A 16,725-nucleotide genomic window follows, 5' to 3' on the forward strand; every position below is an offset into this window, starting at 1 on the left:
TCGACTTCGCTCGATACGAACGGATGCTTTGGCTGGCGCATCATAATCCTCATTTCGGCTCATAGTCGGGAAGTTTGGGGCTGCCGATCAGCGCACCGGCGCCGCCCTGGTTCAACCGCTCGGCGATCCCGCTGAGCGATTCCGACATGTCTCTCAGGTCACGGATCAGGAGGCCAACTTCAGGCAGCGTCTGTTTGGAGAAGGCCTGCACGCCCGGTCGGGCGTCGTTCACGACCGCATCGAGATTGTCGAGACTGCCCCGAGCCCGGTTGATGGTCGCACGCAGGTCGGCGACCAAGGGGCGTCCCTGCTCGTCGAGCAGCTGGTTCGTGGTGCCCGCCAGCTTGCCGATCTGCTCGGCGGCGTTCCCCGCCTGTTGGATCGCCACCCGTGTCTCGGCAATGGTCGCGGCGATCTCCGGCCCGCGGTTGGCAAGGTCCCCACTCAGCCGATCGACATTCTTCAGAATATTGCCGAGCGACTCCTGGTTGCGGTCGTTGAGCAGCATGCTCAGCCGCTCGGTCAGCGTCGACAGGCGCTCGAGCAGTTGCGGCGCGCTGTTGAGCAAGGCGCCCAAGCCGCCCGCCTGGGTCGGAATCACCGGCGCGCCGGCCGGCCCGATCTCGGTGATCGGCGGCGCGCCCCGTTGCGCGCCTTGCAGCAGCAGCGTTGACACACCGGTGAAGCTGCCCTGGATGCTGGCGGTGGTGCCGATCAGCACCGGCACGTCCTCGGCGATCGCGATACGCACGCGGACGAACTCCGGATTGTCCTTCCAGATCTTGATCTCTTCGACCTGGCCTGCAGGCACGCCGCGATAGCTAACTGCCGAACCCCGCGCGAGGCCTTCGACGGACTGCTTGAAGAAGATGTCATAGACCTTCTGCTCAGTGTCGGCGACACGGGCGAGCCAGATGGTGAAGATGGCAGTGGCGATGAGCAGGATCAGCACCACCGATCCGACCAGTACGTGGTTCGAGCGGGTTTCCATCAGCCTTGCACCTTAGCTTGTTCCCGCCGTTCCTCGGCCTGCGCCGCCAGCCGCCCACGCGGCCCTTTGAAATATTCCTGAATCCACGGGTGGTCCAATGCCAATAGTTCCGGGATCGTTCCAACCGCGATCACTTTCCGGTCCGCCAAGACCGCGACCCGGTCGCAAATGGCATAAAGCGTGTCGAGATCGTGAGTGATGAGGAAGACGGTCAAGCCTAGCGTGTCGCGCAGGCTCCGCGTAAGCTCATCGAAGCGGGCAGCGCCGATCGGGTCCAAGCCAGCGGTGGGCTCGTCAAGGAACAGCAGCTCTGGATCGAGCGCGAGCGCACGGGCGAGCCCCGCGCGCTTTTTCATGCCGCCCGACAGCTCGGCCGGGTATTTGGGCCCTGCTTCGGCCGGGAGCCCGGTCATCACCACCTTATAGGCCGCGATCTCGTTCAACAGTTCCTGGGAAAGGTCGGGATAGAATTCCTTCAACGGCACCTGGACATTTTCGGCGACCGTCAGCGTCGAAAACAGCGCGCCGCCCTGGAACAGCACGCCCCAGCGCTTGCGGACGTCCACCGTATCGTCCTCGTCGCGGTCGAGCATCGGTTCGCCGAAGACTTCGACCTCGCCCTGATCCGGCACCTGCAGGCCGATGATCGAGCGCATCAGCACCGACTTGCCGGTTCCCGAGCCACCGACCACGCCCAGGATCTCGCCGCGGCGGACTTCAAGATCGAGCCCGTCATGCACCACCTGCTCGCCGAAGCAGTTCTTCAGCCCGTGCACCCGAATGATCGGTTCGGCGCTCATATCCAACCGATCCGTTCGAAGAAAACTGCGAAAAAGGCGTCGATGACGATCACCAGGAAGATGCCCTGAACCACCGCGGCGGTGGTGCGCAGCCCGACCTGCTCCGCGTCGTTTTCCACGTTCATGCCCTGGTAGCAGCCGGTCAGCGCGATGATCGCGCCGAAGACGGGCGCCTTGACCAGCCCCACGTAAAGGTCGGTGATCGGCACCACTTCGCGCAGCCGCTGCACGAATGAAACCGGCGGGATGTCGAGCGAGATCCAGCAGAAGATGCCGCCACCCACGATCGCGATCAGCGACGCGTACATGCCGAGCAACGGCATCATGATCACCGATGCGAGCACGCGCGGCAGCACCAGCGCCTCCATCGGCGACACGCCGATCGTGCGCATCGCGTCGATTTCCTCGGTCAGCTTCATCGTGCCGAGCTGCGCCGCGAATGAGGAGCCGGAGCGGCCGGCAACCATGATCGCGGTCATCAGCACCCCAAGCTCGCGCAGGGTGATGCGGCCGATCAGGTTGATCGTCAGGAACTCGGCGCCATAGGCCGCCAGCTGCACCGCGCCTTGCTGCGCGATGACGATGCCGATCAGGAAGCTCATCAAGCCGATGATGCCGAGCGCCGAGACGCCCACGACCTCGAAGCGCTGGATCACCGCATTCCAACGAAAACGCCGCGGGTGGCGGATAACCGATCCGGCAGAGACCACCATCGCGCCGAAAAAGGCGAGCAATCCCAACAAGGTGCGGCCGGCGGTCGACGTCGCCGCGCCAATCTCCTCTAGCACCCGCTGGAAGGAAGGCTTTGGGTCCGGCCGCACCTGCACCGGCTCGTGCGCCCGATCGACCTCGTCGATCAGATGCTGTGCCTCCGGACTGGCTCCCGTCAACTTGGCGCCCCGTTCCTCGGCGAAGCGGCTGACAAGATAGGCGCCGATGGTATCGATCCGCTCCGCCCGGCTCAGATCGACGGTTGCGACCGGGCCATCCACCGCCTTCAGCCGGTCCGGCAGGTCACGCACCCGGGCCAGTGTCAGCGAGCCCGTGAATCGGACGACGCGCCCCCCGGCGTCGGTTTCCTCTACGAAATCGGCGGGCGCGGTCATCTCGTTACCAGTGCGAGATAATCCGCAGCCGAGCAAGCTGTTCCCGCCTACACCGCCGCAAGCGCCTGCTCGAAGTCTGCAATCAGGTCGTCGGGATCCTCGACGCCGATCGATATGCGCACCAAATTGTCGGTGATGCCGAGCGCCTGTTTGCGCGCTTCGGGCACCGACAAATGGGTCATCCCGGCGGGGTGCGAGGCCAAAGTCTCGGTGCCGCCCAGGCTCACCGCCAGTTTGGCGATCTTCAGCGCGTCCAGGAAGCGGAAAGCTTCCGGCTCGCCCCCTTTCAAAAATAGCGAGAATGTCGAGCCGGCGCCGGTGCAATGGCGCTGGTAAATGTCCGCCTGCCGGTCGCCTTCCAGGAAGCCGAGATAGCCGACATGCTCCACCTTTGGGTGGCCGCGCAGGAAGCCGCAGACCTTCTGGGCATTCTCGCCGGCTCGGCTCATCCGCAGTTCCAGCGTCTCCAGCGAACGCAGCAGCATCCAGGCGGTGTTCGGATCGGTGATCGTGCCAATCGTGTTGCGCATCAGCCGGATCGGGTCGATCAGCTTCTTGGCGCCAAGCACGCCGCCCGCGACCAGATCGCTATGGCCGCCCGCATATTTGGTCAGCGAATAGACGACCAGATCGGCGCCATGCTGCAGCGGCTTGTGCCACAGGGGCCCGAGGAAAGTATTGTCGATAGCAATCGGAGGCGCGTCCGGGCCGGTGCCGAAGATCGCGTCGCGGCTGGCGGCGACCGCCTGCACGTCGACCAGCGCGTTGGTCGGGTTGGCGGGGCTTTCGAGATAGATGAGCGCGACGCGTCCCGACGCGGCCTTTTGCAGCACCTGGTCGATCTCCTCGCGCGTAGCGCCGGCGGGGAAGTCCAGCCAATGGACGCCGAAGCGCCCGAGGATGCGGGCGATCAGCGTCTCGGTCGCGGCATAGAGCGGCCCTGAGTGCACGATCGTGTCACCCGGCTTCACCATCGACAGGAACAGGGTCGCGATCGCCGACATGCCGGACGAGAAGGAGAGGGCGTCTTCCGCATCCTCCCACACCGCCAGCCGGTCTTCGAGGATTTCCTGGTTCGGACCGTTGAAGCGCGAATAGACCAGCCCCTCGGCGCCACCTGGCCGCTTGCCGGTCACCCCTTCGAAGTGGCGCTTGCCCGCAGCGGCATTCTCGAAGACGAAGGTCGAGGTCAGGAAGATCGGCGGCTTCAGCGAGCCTTCCGACAGCGCCGGATCAAAGCCATGACCCATCATCAGAGTCGCCGGCTTCAACTTGTGGTTGCCGATCATGTCGACGGCTGGCTTCGGCTTGCGGCGTGGCGTCGGCGCGCCAGACAGCTCGGCTTCGGTTTCCTTGGTCATGCGAGAGGCTCCGATCTTCTTCGTTGCGCGTCCTCTAGCGCTGCCAACGCTAAGGCGCGAGGCCGATAAGGCTGATCTGCCGCCCATAGTCGGGTTCGGCCCGGTGGGTAGCCCGGCGGAAGCTGAAGAAGTGGTCAGCATCGGCATAGGTGTCCAGCCCGAGCGCGTCGACGCGCGCCACCCCCGCGGCGGCTAGTCGCGCGGCGACATAGCCCTCCAGGTCGAACAAGTGGTGGCCCGGCTTGCCGGCCGTGAAGAACCGCTCGTTCGCCGGGTCCGCCTCCTCGAAGCGACGCACAAAACCGTCGTCAACTTCGTAGGACGGCCGCGCGATGCAGGGGCCGATCGCCGCGACGATGCGGTCGCGTTTGGCGCCAAGCTTTTCCATCGCTTCAATCGTCGCCTCGGTGACGCCGGAGAGTGCGCCTTTCCAACCCGCATGTGCCGCGCCGACGATACCCGCCTGCACGTCCGCGAGCAGCACCGGTGCGCAATCGGCTGTGAGGATGCCGAGCAGCAGGCCGGGCCGGTCGGTCACCAGCGCGTCGGCCTGTGGGCGCTCGGCAAAGGGCCAAGGCTCCGCGACGACGCAGGTCGGCGAATGCACCTGATAGACGGTCACGAGCTTCGATCCGGGCAGCACCGCCTCGACGGCACGGCGCCGATTCTCCTCGATTGCCGCCGGATCGTCGCCCGATCCGGTGCCGACGTTCAGGCCCGAGCAGACGCCCTCGGATACGCCGCCGCGCCGCCCGAGAAACCCATGCGGTATCCCGTCCAGCAGCGCCGAACGGATCGCCTCGATCGTCACAGCGGCAGCCGCATGATCAGGTCGCGGTCGATCTGTTCGCCCATCGGGAACTCGTAATCGCCCACATGCACGAAGCCGATCTTCTCGTAGAAGCGCATCGCGCGCGGATTATGCTCCCAGACAGTAAGCAGCAGCTCATCGGCGCCCTGAGCCCTGGCCATTTCGATCGTCCAGTCCATCAGCGTGCGCGCTACGCCTGCGCCGCGCACGGCCTGAACCGTGTAGAGCTGGCTGAGCTGGCGCGCCCTCGGCCCGAAATTGCCTTGCGGCAGCCATGGCATCGACAGCTTCGCATAGCCGACGATCACTCCTTCCCGGCAGGCGAGCCGGAAGCGATGGCCGGGATCGCTCAGATGCCGGATCAGATCGCCGGTCGGGCCATAGGCCTTCGCCAGATAGAGGGCGATATCCTCGGCCGAACCGCTATGGCCGAACGTCTCCAGCCACACGGCGCGGGCCATAGCGTCGAGTTCCGGGCCGTCTTCAGGCCGCGCGTCGCGATAGTCGATCATGCCTCGAACCCGGCAGGCTGCGGCCAGCTCGGTGCGGCTAGCGCCAGCGTCTTGAACAACGTCCCCATCTGCTCCGTGCCCGTCAGCCGTTCTACGGCGCCCGCAATCTCTTCGCGCCGCTCAGGAGCGCCTGCCATGAGCCGCTCCGCCCGCGACCATATGCCCATCCGCTCCAACCACTCACCCTGGCCGATCGGCCCGAAGCTCAGCGCTCCTTCCGCCCGCGCAGCCTCGGCGAGGGTCGCAAAATCGACATGGGCGGTGAGGTCGCGCTCCCCGGGCTCTTCGAACGGGTTGGCATACTCGTGCGCACGCACCGCCTGCAGCGTGTCGCCGATCGCCGGGCCTTCATAGCCATAGTCGACGATCAGCGCCGCGCCTCCCTGCGTCGCGAGCCTGTGCCCGATCCGGCGCGCGATCGCTGCGGAAGCAGGCGAAGTCTCGATGATGCTGCCCGGGGGCGCCTCGCGCAGCGCGTCAGGCAGGATGTCATCGAGGGGCGGTCCGCTCGCGACGGGCACGAACAGCGGGTTCGCCCAGGTGACATGCCGCTCCCGCCAGCCACTGGCGGCGCGGACGAGCTGGCGCACGGGCAGGGCATCGAAGAACTCGTTGGCGACGATCAGCAGCGGCCGGTCGCCCGGTAGACCGTCGACGTCGTCGTGAAACGTCGCGCCCGGGCAACGCTGCTGCTGCTGCTCGCGAAGCGAGGGACTGGTTTCAACCAGATGGACGGGCGGAAAGAGCTCGGCGCTGCGCATCGCCCTGAGCGCGTCCGCTGCCAACGTGCCGCGGCCAGGCCCGAGCTCTACATAATACACGTCCGGCTTGCCCGCGCGCAGCCAGAGATCGGCTAGCCACAGACCAATCAGCTCGCCGAACATCTGACTGATCTCCGGCGCGGTCGTGAAGTCCCCGGCCGCACCCAGCGGATCGCGAGTCGCATAATAGTGCCGGTTCGCCGCCGCCATGAAGTGGGCGATCGGGATCGGACCCTGGATCGCGATCGCCGCGGCAATGGCATCGGCGCAGGTGACGGGGGAGGAACCCATGGGCGCCCCCCTATTCGCTCGTCCCGAGAGAAGTCGAGGGGCGCCCGTCCAGAATTCGGTGCTACGCCCCTCGACTACGCTCGGGACGAGCGGAGATTAGTCAAGCCGCGGCGCCGCCGCATCGCAGCACCCGCCAGGCCAAAGCCCGCGATCATCATCGCCCAGGTCGCCGGTTCGGGAACCAGGCCGGCGGCATCGACGCCAGAAATCTTGAAGGCGTAGATGGTGGTCGGGATCAGCGCATAGCCGGCCGGGCAGGCGCCGCCGAGCGGGACCTGGATGCTCCCCGAGCCGGACTTGGCGCAAACGTCGAACTGCACGTTGGACCCGTTTTGCGTGACCGAAAAGTCGTTGTCCGACACTATGTACATGGCGATGCTGCCATCGGTGAGGCGCGGGCCGAAGGTCAGGCCTTCCAGCTTCTCGACCGAGTTGAGGCCCGCTGCCACCAGCGCCGCCTGCACGTCCACGAACAGCTCTTTCTGCACCGCCTTGGCGCCCGCCGGCAGCAGGCCGCCCGGCAGCACGTCGCCGGAGATGTCGGTCGCGCCATCGAGGCGGATCCGATAGACGCGCTTGGTGCCGATCGGATCGGGATCGGCGCTGTTTTCTTCGACGCCCAGTCCGCGATTGTCGCGCTCGATCACCAGGAAGCTGCCGTCCGACAGGGCCGTAATCGACGACACGCCGATATTGCGGCCCTGCGCGTTGGCGCCGAAGTCGCGATTGGTGCCGGGGATGCGGGCGTTGATGTCGGAGAGGCTTTCCAGCTCATAGGTATATTGGCCGGTCGACTGGCCGCTCGCCACGTCGAACTCGACAATGCGCAGGAAGCGGCCGCGGCGACCGTCAGGGTTGCCTTCATTGACCAGCGGGTCCTGCAGGATCGCATAGGCCTTGCTGCCGTCGGGAGAGACGGTCAGGCCTTCATAGCCGCGATTGTCCTGGCGGCCGGCGGCGATGGTCGGGCGGCCGTTCACATAGTCGACCTGCCCGCCAGCGGTCTTGGGCACCAGATTGGCGGGCACTTCAAACGCACGCAGCTTCTTGCCGTTTGCATCGAACTCATAAACGGACGGGCCATATTCGTCGGCGATCAGATAATTGCCGTTCGGCAGCCGGTGAAAGCCTTCGGAGTCGAAGGAACGGCCAAGCGTCGCCACATTGCCGGCGGCGATCTGCGGATTGAGGCCGGTCAGGTTATTGCCGTCCACGTCCTTCAGCAGCGTGGTGCCGACGACCTTGTGGCTGGTGATCGCGCCGGTCGTGAAGTCGATGCCCAGCTTCATCTCGTTGACGCGGGGGGTGAAGGGCAGCACGCCGCCACCGGGTCCGCGATCGGTGATGCCGTAGAATTTGCCGTTGCCGAACACCCAGTCCGAACCGAAGCTCAACCGGTTCTGCGCGCCGCTCGCGCTCTCGCCCGACAGGTCGATGGTGTCCGCCGCCACTTCATATTTGCCGACGAACTGAATGGCCGCCTGAGCGGAGCCCGCCGTGAGGAGTGCGGAGGTAACGAGAAGAAGACGCCCGAGTCGCATGGTTCACCCCTGTTTCCGTGAGGGGTGCGCCAGAGCAGGCCTGCGTGACGCCGTGGTTAACGATTCATTACGTCCGCGTGTCAGGCCACGCTCTGCCCGCCCGCGATCGGCTCCACCCGCTGGCGCCGGCCCTTGGCGGTGGCGATCAGATAGGCGCCGCCGATGATCAGCGGCAGACTCAGGGTCTGGCCCATTGTCAGGCCCCAAGACAGGTTCTCGAGGCCTGCATCGGGGCTGCGCAGCCGTTCCACGGCGACTCGCACCAGGCCATAGCCGAGCGCGAACACGCCGACGAGCTTGCCGGGCTGGTAGCGCGCATCCGTTTTCCAGAACAGGAACCAGAGGATCGCGAACAGCAGCAGCCCTTCGCCTGCGGCCTCGTAGAGCTGACTTGGGTGGCGCGGTTCCGGTCCGGCGCGGGGGAAGACGATGGCCCAGGGCACGTTTGTCGGTCGGCCCCAGAGCTCGCCGTTAACGAAGTTGGCGAGGCGCACCAGGAAGATGCCCGGCGGCACCGCGCAGGCGACATAGTCCATCACCCGCAGTAGGTTCAGGCCGTGCTTGCGCGCCGCATAGACCAGCCCCAGCACCACGCCGATCAGCCCGCCGTGGAAGGACATGCCGCCTTCCCAAAGCTGCAGCACTTCGAGCGGGCGGGCGAGCATCTCGGGCTTGTAGAACAGCACATAGCCGATCCGCCCGCCGAGGATGATGCCAAGCGTCACGTAGAAGACCAGGTCGTCGGCATGGCGCTTCGCCATCGGCGCGCCGGGCTGGTTCAGCAGCTTCAGCAGATACCACCAGCCCGCGAAGATGCCGACAATATAGCCCAGCGAATACCATTTGATCTGGAAGAAGCCGAGATCGAGCGCGACCGGGCTCAGGCCCAGCTGATCGAAGTGAAGATAGCCGGCGGCAGCGGCGAGAAACGGCAGGATCAAGGCTTTCCCCCAGCGATTTGCGCCTGCATAGTGTGCGGCAAAAGAGAAGGCGAGGGGATAGGATGCCGTCGGAACTGGACCTGAAGCTCGACGCGATCATGGACGGGCTGACCGCGCCCGGCGGCATGATGACGCTGACCACCTATGAGGATCACGGCGTCACCCTGCCGATGATCGCGACCGCGCCGCCCGCGCTCTCCTACTATTTCGCGCACTTTTGCGCTCAGCATGGCGACAAGGATTTCCTCGTCTGCAACGATGAGCGGCTGAGCTTCACTCAGGTCTATGAGCAGGCTCGCGCGGTCGCCGGCGCCCTGGTCCAGGGCTTCGGCGTACAGCGCGGCGACCACATCGGCATCGCCGCGCGCAACGCGCCCGGCTGGATCGTGCTCTATATGGGCATTTTGATCGCCGGCGGCGTGGCCACTCTGCTCAACGGCTGGTGGACCGGCCCAGAACTCGCTGACGGTATCGACGAAAGCGACACCAAGCTCGTCTTCGCTGATCCGCCGCGCGCCAAGCGCCTTGCCGAAACCCGGCATAGCGCCGAGGTCGTGGTGGTCGATGTCGGGCTGCCGATCGCCCAGGCCATGGCGCCGGTGCTCGCCCGTGGCGGCGCCGAAACCGAGCTGCCGATGCTCTCCGGCGACGACATCGCGACCATCCTCTTCACGTCAGGCTCGACCGGCCAGTCCAAAGGCGCCATCTCGACTCACCGGGCTGTCGTGCAGGGCACCTTCAACTATCTCGCGCAGACCTTGATGACGCTGCAGCTGGCGACCGAAATGGGCATGGCGCCGACGCTCCAGCCTTGCACGCTGCTGAACGTGCCTTTGTTCCACGTCACCGCCGAAGTGCCGGTGATGCTGCAGAGCTTCGCCATGGGCCGGAAGCTCGTCATCATGCAGAAATGGGACGCCGAAGAGGCGATGCGGCTGATGGAGCGGGAAAAGGTCACCTATTTCGTCGGCGTGCCGCTGATGAGCTTCGAAATTCTCACGCACCCAAACCGGAAGGACTACGACCTCTCCTCAGTGATGGACTTCGCCGCCGGCGGCGCTCCACGACCGGTCGAGCATGTCAAGCGCATCGACGAGGAGATGGGAGGGGCCAAGCCGCTGATCGGCTACGGCCTGACCGAGACCAACGGGGTCGGCTGCGGCAATTTCCGGGACAACTATCTAGCCAAGCCCAACTCGACCGGCCGCGGTTCACGTCCGCTGGTCGATCTCGCCATCCTGGACGATGCCGGCCGGCCGGTGCCGCAGGGCGAGCGCGGCGAGGTGTGCATCCGTTCGATCTGTAACTTCACCGAATATTACAAGAATCCGGATGCGACCAAGGCGGCCTTCACGGATGACCGTTACTTCCGCACCGGCGACATCGGCTATCTGGACGAGGACGGCTATCTGTTCATCGTCGACCGCAAGAAGGACATCATCATCCGCGGGGGCGAGAATATCAGCTGCCAGGAAGTCGAAGCGGCCATCTACGAAAGTACCGACGTCGCCGAGGCCGCCGTGTTCGGCCTGCCGGACGAACGCTTCGGCGAAGTGCCGGGCGCGGTGGTCCATCCGGCTGACGGAGCCACACTGACGGCGGAAGATTTGCAGGCCTTTCTTCAACCTCGCCTCGCCGGCTTTAAAATTCCGGCACGCATCTGGGTGTCGCCGGAACCCCTGCCGCGTCTCGGCACCGAAAAGATCGACAAGGTCTCCCTCCGCAACCGCTATCGCGAGCTGGTGCAGCAGGGCGGCTAGGCGGAGGTCAGCTCGGGTTAGGGACGAGGAAGGCGCGCACGCTCTTGAGCCTCCACGCGCCGCCTTCGCGCTTAGCGACGCTCACGTTGCGGAAGGTTCGCATCAGTTTCCAGCTGCCGTCGGGCTGCTGCTGCTCGACGCGTACGCCTGCGTCGGTGAAGGCGAGGTCCGGCTCGATCAGCTCGACGCGATCGACTTGGGTGATGTGCCGCATCGTGCCCTGCCGCGCGGCGAAGTTGCTCTCAAAGGTGGCACGGATCGCGTCCTGCCCCTCGACCACCGCTCCGCCCGACATGCGCAGGCTGCCGTCCGCGGTGTAGGCGGCCGCCACCCGGCCTGCGTCCTTTTCGTTCCAGGCGGCGTCGGCCGCATCGGCCAAGGCGGCCAGCGCGGCACGATCCGTGACGCTGGGCGCTTCGGCAAGGGCAGGGGCCGCGCACAAGGCAAGCAGCAGGGCAAGGCGCTTCATCGTATCTTCTCCTCGATAGGGTCTCCGGCCCCCAAGCCCCTGGAGCAGAATCAAGCAAATCCGCTTCGACCGGCGTTGCGCCCCTTCTGCCAAGACATGACGAGCATCGACGAGGGCGGGCGATGCTCAGCCGCGCGCGCCCAGCACACCCTGGATTTCGAGCGCCTTGGCGGCGAGCCTGCTCATCGACTGGACGAGCGTAGCCACGTCGACCTGCCGCCGGCAGTTCATCTTAAACAGCACCGACTTGATCTGCACCTTGACGGTGTTGAACGATGCGCCGCGGGCGTCCGGGATTACGCGGCTGCTTTCGCCTTGCGCGATTCGCCAGGCGATGTCCGCTTCCGACGCAGTCAGCCCGAAGCGCTCGGCGAGAAACGGGGCAATATCCGGCGTGACCACTGGCTGGTCGAGCAACAGCATGGCGAGCGGCTTGCCGCGCAACGTCACCGGCGCAATCGTCAGCGGCACCGGGCCGGCGCCCAGCGCGTGGAGCAGCACCAGCTCGGCGGACGGCTCCGAGCGATCGCAGGCCAGCGAGACGCCGCGCGCCAGCGCGGGCGTGGCGGGGACGCCGGCCTCGACACGACCGCGGGCTACGCGGAGCAGCCTTGCATCCCTCAACAGCGCCTCGCCGGCGGGACTGGCGTTCAGCAGCTTCAGGTCACAATCGACCAGCAAGGTCGGCCCGGCCGCCTCGGCAAAGCCGTGTAGCACCGAATGGGTCCGGTCGGCCGCCTCCAGCCGCGCGCGGATCGAGAGCATCCGGCGGAGGTGGCGCGCATGGGCGGTGGGCTGGTCGATCGTCTCCTGCTCGAACGGCTTTTGCGTCCTGCCGCGATGCATCACGAGGCTGCCGCGGCCCCGGGAGTTCTCGACATAAACCCCGATGCAGTGGGCTGTGTCGTCGCCCATCGGCCGCAGCCATTCATTATAGACGATCCCCTTCTGCCAAGCGCCGGGCGGCAGCAAGGCGTTAAGGTCAAGCGCGACATTGGCGACCGGATTGCGGGAATGCGCGACGGTCCATTCGTCAATGAGCGCGAACTCCCGCAGGTAAACGGCCACATCGTCCGGCTTGAAATGCAAGCTATGCGCGAGGAACTGCGCATCGACCTTGTCGAACTGCCACCCGAAAATCGCTGACCGCGCCCCGAAGGCCTGCGCGACCCGGTCCGGCAAGGCCGCGAACGCCTCATCGTCGAACAATGCCTCATACAGTTCGGCGGAGCGGATCATGCAACGGGCAGATTAGCGGTGCGGCGGAGAAAGCGAGGAGGATAGAGTCCGGTTTGGAGAGACTCGCCCTCCGCCGTCATCCCGGCCTCGAGCCGGGAACCCGCTGCCTCTTCCCGAGCCGCGCGAGGAGCGGGACCCCGGCTCAAGGCCGGGGTGACGAAGAGAAAAGCTCAAGCCGCCGCCAACACCCGGCGCCGTCGAGCCGCGAGGCCGATAGCGCCAAAGCCGCCGATCATCAGCGCCCATATGGCGGGTTCCGGGACGGCGCTGGCAGCCAGAAACGCGCCTGATGCAGACGTGAAGCTCACTCCTTGAGGCAAGAAGAGTCGTATGGACGCAGTATTCGAAAAGTCCGCGCTGCTTTCATGACGGGTAAGAGCCGTCAAAGAGACGCCCATGTCGACGTATGGACTTGGCCCAACCAAATCGTACATTGCGTCTATAAAGAAGGTATTGCCACTTCTTTCGATGGAAATGCTCTTCCATCCGGACTCGCCATGAGTGCTCCAGTCCGGAAACGAGTTGTCATGCGATCGAGTGATACCTAATCCAGCACTCCCGTGGTAAGTCGTCCCAAAGGGTCCGTTGGTGGCTTGGAATATGTTAACGTTGAAGTAGCTCTGGAGGCTTCCCGACTGAGTCAACGGGCCAAATACGCCATGATAGAAGAATTGCATCCGGACGGTCGTTGAAGTTTCCGGGGCAGCCTCAATCTTAAACTGCAGCCGGTCGAGAAGGGCCGCACCTCCAGTAGATTCGACATAATCGCTTGATGCTGCGGAGGCGGCTAGTGTTCCTCTAGCAAGGGCGGCTGACGCAAACGCGCTCCCCGTCGGATCGTTCGGTATCCCAAAACCTTTCGACTTGTATGTGACCCGCGATGTCGACCTTGCGATTGGCAGATAGGCTTGGGTCGTGTCGACCACGCCGGGCAATTCGGCGCAGCAAAGGGGAGTTGTCTGTGCATGTGTCGCGACGCCCCAGCTCTGTGCATTTGCGGTGCCGGCCCAACAGCTCGCAATCATCGCAATCCAGACGGAATACTTCATCAGTTTGTCCCCTGTTCAGCAGGGCACGTTCCCGCCGGCCGAGATCAGTTGCGGACCTCTGCTCCCGGCCGGACGGTTTTCCCCTGTTGCATCTGGAGTTTGGCCGCCGCTGTTCGGGCGCTTCCATAACCCGGCCGGGCTAGGCGTGCGATTTGTCTCTGATTTGAACAGCCTTGCGCACCTCTCCCGGCGGGAGTTGTCGAGTCAGCCAGCCGCCTGGCCGGGTGAGGGGTCCTGAACCATCGGTAGTGCGGGACCCCACACCCCGCTCGGCTGGCGCCGAGTCGCCCCCTCCCATCGGGAGAGGGAGGTTCACTGCCCTTGACGAGCCGCTCTCGCCCCTACCACCCTCGCGCGTGCGTACGTAAAGGCCAGAACAGACCCCATGCAGCTTGTCATCGTCGAGTCGCCCGCCAAGGCGAAGACCATCGAGAAATATCTCGGCCGCGATTACCGCGTGCTCGCGTCCTACGGCCATATCCGCGACCTGCCGCCAAAAGACGGGTCGGTCGATCCGGACAATGGCTTTGCGATGGAGTGGGAGACCTATGGCGACAAGGCCAAGCAGCTGAAGGCTATCGCCGACCTCTCGAAGACCGCCGATCGGCTGATCCTCGCGACCGACCCCGATCGTGAAGGCGAGGCGATCAGCTGGCACGTCCAGGAAGTGCTGAAGAAACGCAAGGCGCTGCCCAAGGAAGTGGAACGCGTCACCTTCAACGCGATCACCAAGGCGGCCGTTACCGAAGCAATGGCGAAACCGCGCCAGCTCGACGAGGATCTGATCGATGCCTATCGTGCCCGGCGCGCGCTCGATTATCTGGTCGGCTTCACCCTTTCGCCGGTTCTGTGGCGCAAGCTGCCCGGCGCCAAGTCCGCCGGCCGCGTGCAGTCGGTCGCGCTGCGCCTGATTGTCGACCGCGAACGCGAGATCGAGACCTTCAAGGCCCAGGAATATTGGTCCGTCTTCGCCGACATGGAGCAGGACGGCACCGCGTTTCAGGCGCGGCTGGTGCGCTTCAAGGGCCAGAAGATCGACCGGCTGACGATCGGAAAGGCAGGCGATGCGCAAGCCGCCAAGGCCGCGGTCGAGGCGGGTCGCTTCAGCGTCGCCAGCGTCGAGACCAAGCCGCTCACCCGCAATCCGCCGCCGCCTTTCACCACTTCGACGCTGCAGCAGGAGGCGGCGCGCAAACTCGGCTTTTCCGCCAGCCACACGATGCGGGTCGCGCAGAATCTCTACGAGGACGGCGCGATCACCTATATGCGAACGGACGGCGTGCAGATGGACGGCAGCGCGATCTCCGCGGCGCGCGGCGCGATCGCCAACCGCTATGACGGCAGCTACGTCCCCGACAAGCCGCGCCAGTATCAAACCAAGGCGAAGAACGCCCAGGAAGCGCACGAAGCGATCCGCCCTACAGACTTCAGTCGCGACAAGGTCGGCTCAGGCGATCACGCCCGACTTTACGACCTGATCTGGAAGCGGGCGCTCGCCAGCCAGATGGCGTCGGCGCGGATCGAGCGCACGACTGTCGAACTGGAGGACGGGACCGGCCAGACGGCACTCCGCGCCACGGGTCAGGTCGTGCTCTTCCCCGGCTATCTCGCGCTTTACGAAGAGGGCCGCGACGATGCGGACGACGAGGACAGCCGCCGCCTGCCGCGCCTTTCCCAGGGCGACGCTCCGGTCAAAAAGGCGGTGCATGCCGAACAGCATTTCACCCAGCCGCCGCCGCGCTTTTCCGAAGCGAGCCTGGTCAAGCGGCTGGAGGAACTCGGCATTGGACGCCCTTCTACCTACGCTTCGATCCTGCAGGTGCTGAAGGACCGCGAATATGTGCGGCTGGAGAAGAACCGCTTCATCCCGGAGGAAAGTGGGCGGCTGCTGACGGCGTTCCTGGAGCGCTTTTTCGAGCGGTATGTGAGCTATGATTTCACGGCCGGCCTGGAGGAAGAGCTGGACGAGATCTCCGGCGGTCGCGCCGAATGGCAGAAAGTGCTCGAAGCATTTTGGCGCGACTTCAAGCCGAAGACCGCCGAAGTGATGGAGCAGAAGCCATCCGACATCACGGTTGCGCTCGACGAGTATCTGGCCCCCTTCCTGTTTCCCGAACGGGAGGACGGGACCGACCCGCGCCTTTGCCCGAACTGCAAGGCCGGCAAGCTGGCGTTACGCGGCGGCCGCTTCGGCGCGTTCGTCGCCTGCTCCAATTATCCGGAGTGCAAATATACCCGCCGCTTCGCGCAAGGCGGCGGCGAGGAAACCGCGAACGACAATGGCGACGAGCTGCTCGGGCAGGACCCGGACACGGGCCAGGACGTCACCCGCAAGTCGGGGCGCTTCGGACCCTATGTCCAGCTCGGCGAAGGCAAGGACGCGAAGCGCGCGTCCATCCCGAAGGATGCCGGCGAGCTCGATCTCGCCCTCGCGCTGAAGCTGCTCAGCCTGCCCCGCACGATCGGCGCGCATCCGGAAACGGGTGAGCCGATCACGGCTTCGATCGGCCGCTACGGGCCCTATCTTGCGCACAACGGGAAATATGCGCGCCTGGGCTCGACAGCCGAGGTGTTTGAGACCGGCATGAACGCCGCGGTCGTGAAGCTGGCCGAAGCCGCTGCCGGCGGCGGTCGCCCGCAACGCGGCGCGTCCCGCGAGCCGCTGCGCGTGCTCGGCGCCCATCCGCGCACCGAGGCCGAGATCAGGCTGATGGAAGGCCGTTTCGGCCCCTACGTGACCGATGGCGCGACCAACGCCACCCTGCCAAAGACCGTCGCTCCCGAGGCGCTGACGCTCGAGGAAGCCGCCCAATTGCTCGATGCGCGCGCGGCGGCCGGTGCGGCGAAGAAGAAGGGCAGGGCGGCGCCGAAGAAGGCAGCGGCGAAGAAAGCGCCCGCCAAAAAGGTGGTCAAAAAAGTATAGCTCGGGTCGAACCCACACCATCGTCATCGCGAGGAGCGCACAGACGAAGCGATCCAGTGGTCCGAAGGCTATCTCGGATTGCTTCGCTGCGCTCGCAATGACGAGCTCGACTCGGACCCGTTTCGGGGCCGGATCGTTGCACCTCCGATCGTCACCCGAACGGAGTTCCT

Annotated in this window: 13 protein-coding genes and 2 pseudogenes; 2 read left to right on the forward strand and 13 right to left on the reverse strand. The window is 65.3% G+C overall.

Annotated features, from left to right (window positions below; all coding sequences use genetic code 11):
- Positions 1-49: 49 nt before the first annotated feature.
- The 10 genes and pseudogenes from VGT77_RS02040 to lgt form a co-directional block, all read right to left on the reverse strand.
- The gene (locus VGT77_RS02040) at positions 50-991 is read right to left on the reverse strand and encodes an MlaD family protein (protein WP_327459077.1); all 942 of its coding nucleotides are present in this window, start codon (positions 989-991) and stop codon (positions 50-52) included.
- The gene (locus VGT77_RS02045) at positions 991-1,791 is read right to left on the reverse strand and encodes an ABC transporter ATP-binding protein (RefSeq protein ID WP_327459079.1); all 801 of its coding nucleotides are present in this window, start codon (positions 1,789-1,791) and stop codon (positions 991-993) included. Before VGT77_RS02045 ends, VGT77_RS02040 begins: the two co-directional genes overlap by 1 nt.
- Entirely contained in the window at positions 1,788-2,897 is a 1,110-nt protein-coding gene (locus tag VGT77_RS02050) for an ABC transporter permease (RefSeq protein ID WP_327459081.1), read from the reverse strand. The genes VGT77_RS02045 and VGT77_RS02050 overlap by 4 nt, the downstream gene beginning before the upstream one ends.
- Positions 2,898-2,944: 47 nt before the next feature.
- On the reverse strand, positions 2,945-4,258 hold the full coding sequence (locus VGT77_RS02055; RefSeq protein ID WP_327459083.1) for a cystathionine gamma-synthase family protein: 1,314 nt from the start codon (positions 4,256-4,258) through the stop codon (positions 2,945-2,947).
- A gap of 49 nt (positions 4,259-4,307) precedes the next feature.
- Positions 4,308-5,069, reverse strand: coding sequence for a peptidoglycan editing factor PgeF (gene pgeF / locus VGT77_RS02060; protein ID WP_327459085.1), 762 nt, complete (start codon positions 5,067-5,069; stop codon positions 4,308-4,310).
- Positions 5,066-5,581 (reverse strand): GNAT family N-acetyltransferase, encoded by a 516-nt coding sequence (locus tag VGT77_RS02065; protein ID WP_327459087.1) that lies wholly within the window; start codon positions 5,579-5,581, stop codon positions 5,066-5,068. Before VGT77_RS02065 ends, pgeF begins: the two co-directional genes overlap by 4 nt.
- Positions 5,578-6,633: a class I SAM-dependent methyltransferase gene (locus VGT77_RS02070; protein ID WP_327459088.1), complete on the reverse strand. Its 1,056-nt coding sequence runs from the start codon at positions 6,631-6,633 to the stop codon at positions 5,578-5,580. The genes VGT77_RS02065 and VGT77_RS02070 overlap by 4 nt, the downstream gene beginning before the upstream one ends.
- 74 nt (positions 6,634-6,707) lie before the next feature.
- A pseudogene (locus tag VGT77_RS15565) lies at positions 6,708-6,827 on the reverse strand (PEPxxWA-CTERM sorting domain-containing protein); the annotation flags it as partial.
- A 162-nt stretch (positions 6,828-6,989) separates the two neighbouring features.
- Positions 6,990-8,174: pseudogene (locus VGT77_RS02075) on the reverse strand (esterase-like activity of phytase family protein); the annotation flags it as partial.
- A gap of 80 nt (positions 8,175-8,254) precedes the next feature.
- Entirely contained in the window at positions 8,255-9,115 is an 861-nt protein-coding gene (gene lgt, locus VGT77_RS02080) for a prolipoprotein diacylglyceryl transferase (protein WP_327459094.1), read from the reverse strand.
- Between the two features lie 62 nt (positions 9,116-9,177).
- Here lgt and VGT77_RS02085 point away from each other — a divergent pair, with 62 nt between their 5' ends.
- Positions 9,178-10,875 carry a class I adenylate-forming enzyme family protein gene (locus tag VGT77_RS02085; RefSeq protein WP_327459096.1) on the forward strand — a complete coding sequence of 566 codons (1,698 nt, stop codon included), beginning with the start codon at positions 9,178-9,180 and terminating at the stop codon, positions 10,873-10,875.
- Positions 10,876-10,882: 7 nt separating this feature from the next.
- Here the strand turns inward: VGT77_RS02085 and VGT77_RS02090 are convergent, their stop codons facing one another.
- From VGT77_RS02090 to VGT77_RS02100, 3 genes are all read right to left on the reverse strand, one after another.
- On the reverse strand, positions 10,883-11,344 hold the full coding sequence (locus tag VGT77_RS02090; RefSeq protein WP_327459098.1) for an SgcJ/EcaC family oxidoreductase: 462 nt from the start codon (positions 11,342-11,344) through the stop codon (positions 10,883-10,885).
- A gap of 126 nt (positions 11,345-11,470) precedes the next feature.
- On the reverse strand, positions 11,471-12,583 hold the full coding sequence (locus VGT77_RS02095) for a LuxR C-terminal-related transcriptional regulator (protein ID WP_327459100.1): 1,113 nt from the start codon (positions 12,581-12,583) through the stop codon (positions 11,471-11,473).
- Between the two features lie 170 nt (positions 12,584-12,753).
- Positions 12,754-13,632: a PEPxxWA-CTERM sorting domain-containing protein gene (locus VGT77_RS02100; protein ID WP_327459102.1), complete on the reverse strand. Its 879-nt coding sequence runs from the start codon at positions 13,630-13,632 to the stop codon at positions 12,754-12,756.
- Between the two features lie 385 nt (positions 13,633-14,017).
- Between VGT77_RS02100 and topA the strand changes: the two genes are divergently transcribed.
- Entirely contained in the window at positions 14,018-16,555 is a 2,538-nt protein-coding gene (gene topA, locus VGT77_RS02105) for a type I DNA topoisomerase (RefSeq protein ID WP_327459104.1), read from the forward strand.
- Positions 16,556-16,725 lie beyond the last annotated feature (170 nt).

Origin of the sequence: Sphingomonas sp. (assembly GCF_035944535.1) — a bacterium.
Classification (GTDB): Bacteria; Pseudomonadota; Alphaproteobacteria; order Sphingomonadales; family Sphingomonadaceae; genus Sphingomonas_B.

What these genes read in the sequence shown, in the direction of transcription:
- VGT77_RS02040 (WP_327459077.1), bottom strand. Translation starts at nt 991, where the DNA reads ATGGAAACCCGCTCGAACCACGTACTGGTCGGATCGGTGGTGCTGATC.
- VGT77_RS02045 (WP_327459079.1), bottom strand. Translation starts at nt 1,791, where the DNA reads ATGAGCGCCGAACCGATCATTCGGGTGCACGGGCTGAAGAACTGCTTC.
- VGT77_RS02050 (WP_327459081.1), bottom strand. Translation starts at nt 2,897, where the DNA reads ATGACCGCGCCCGCCGATTTCGTAGAGGAAACCGACGCCGGGGGGCGC.
- VGT77_RS02055 (WP_327459083.1), bottom strand. Translation starts at nt 4,258, where the DNA reads ATGACCAAGGAAACCGAAGCCGAGCTGTCTGGCGCGCCGACGCCACGC.
- VGT77_RS02065 (WP_327459087.1), bottom strand. Translation starts at nt 5,581, where the DNA reads ATGATCGACTATCGCGACGCGCGGCCTGAAGACGGCCCGGAACTCGAC.
- VGT77_RS02070 (WP_327459088.1), bottom strand. Translation starts at nt 6,633, where the DNA reads ATGGGTTCCTCCCCCGTCACCTGCGCCGATGCCATTGCCGCGGCGATC.
- VGT77_RS02085 (WP_327459096.1), top strand. Translation starts at nt 9,178, where the DNA reads ATGCCGTCGGAACTGGACCTGAAGCTCGACGCGATCATGGACGGGCTG.
- VGT77_RS02090 (WP_327459098.1), bottom strand. Translation starts at nt 11,344, where the DNA reads ATGAAGCGCCTTGCCCTGCTGCTTGCCTTGTGCGCGGCCCCTGCCCTT.
- VGT77_RS02095 (WP_327459100.1), bottom strand. Translation starts at nt 12,583, where the DNA reads ATGATCCGCTCCGCCGAACTGTATGAGGCATTGTTCGACGATGAGGCG.
- VGT77_RS02100 (WP_327459102.1), bottom strand. Translation starts at nt 13,632, where the DNA reads ATGAAGTATTCCGTCTGGATTGCGATGATTGCGAGCTGTTGGGCCGGC.
- topA (WP_327459104.1), top strand. Translation starts at nt 14,018, where the DNA reads ATGCAGCTTGTCATCGTCGAGTCGCCCGCCAAGGCGAAGACCATCGAG.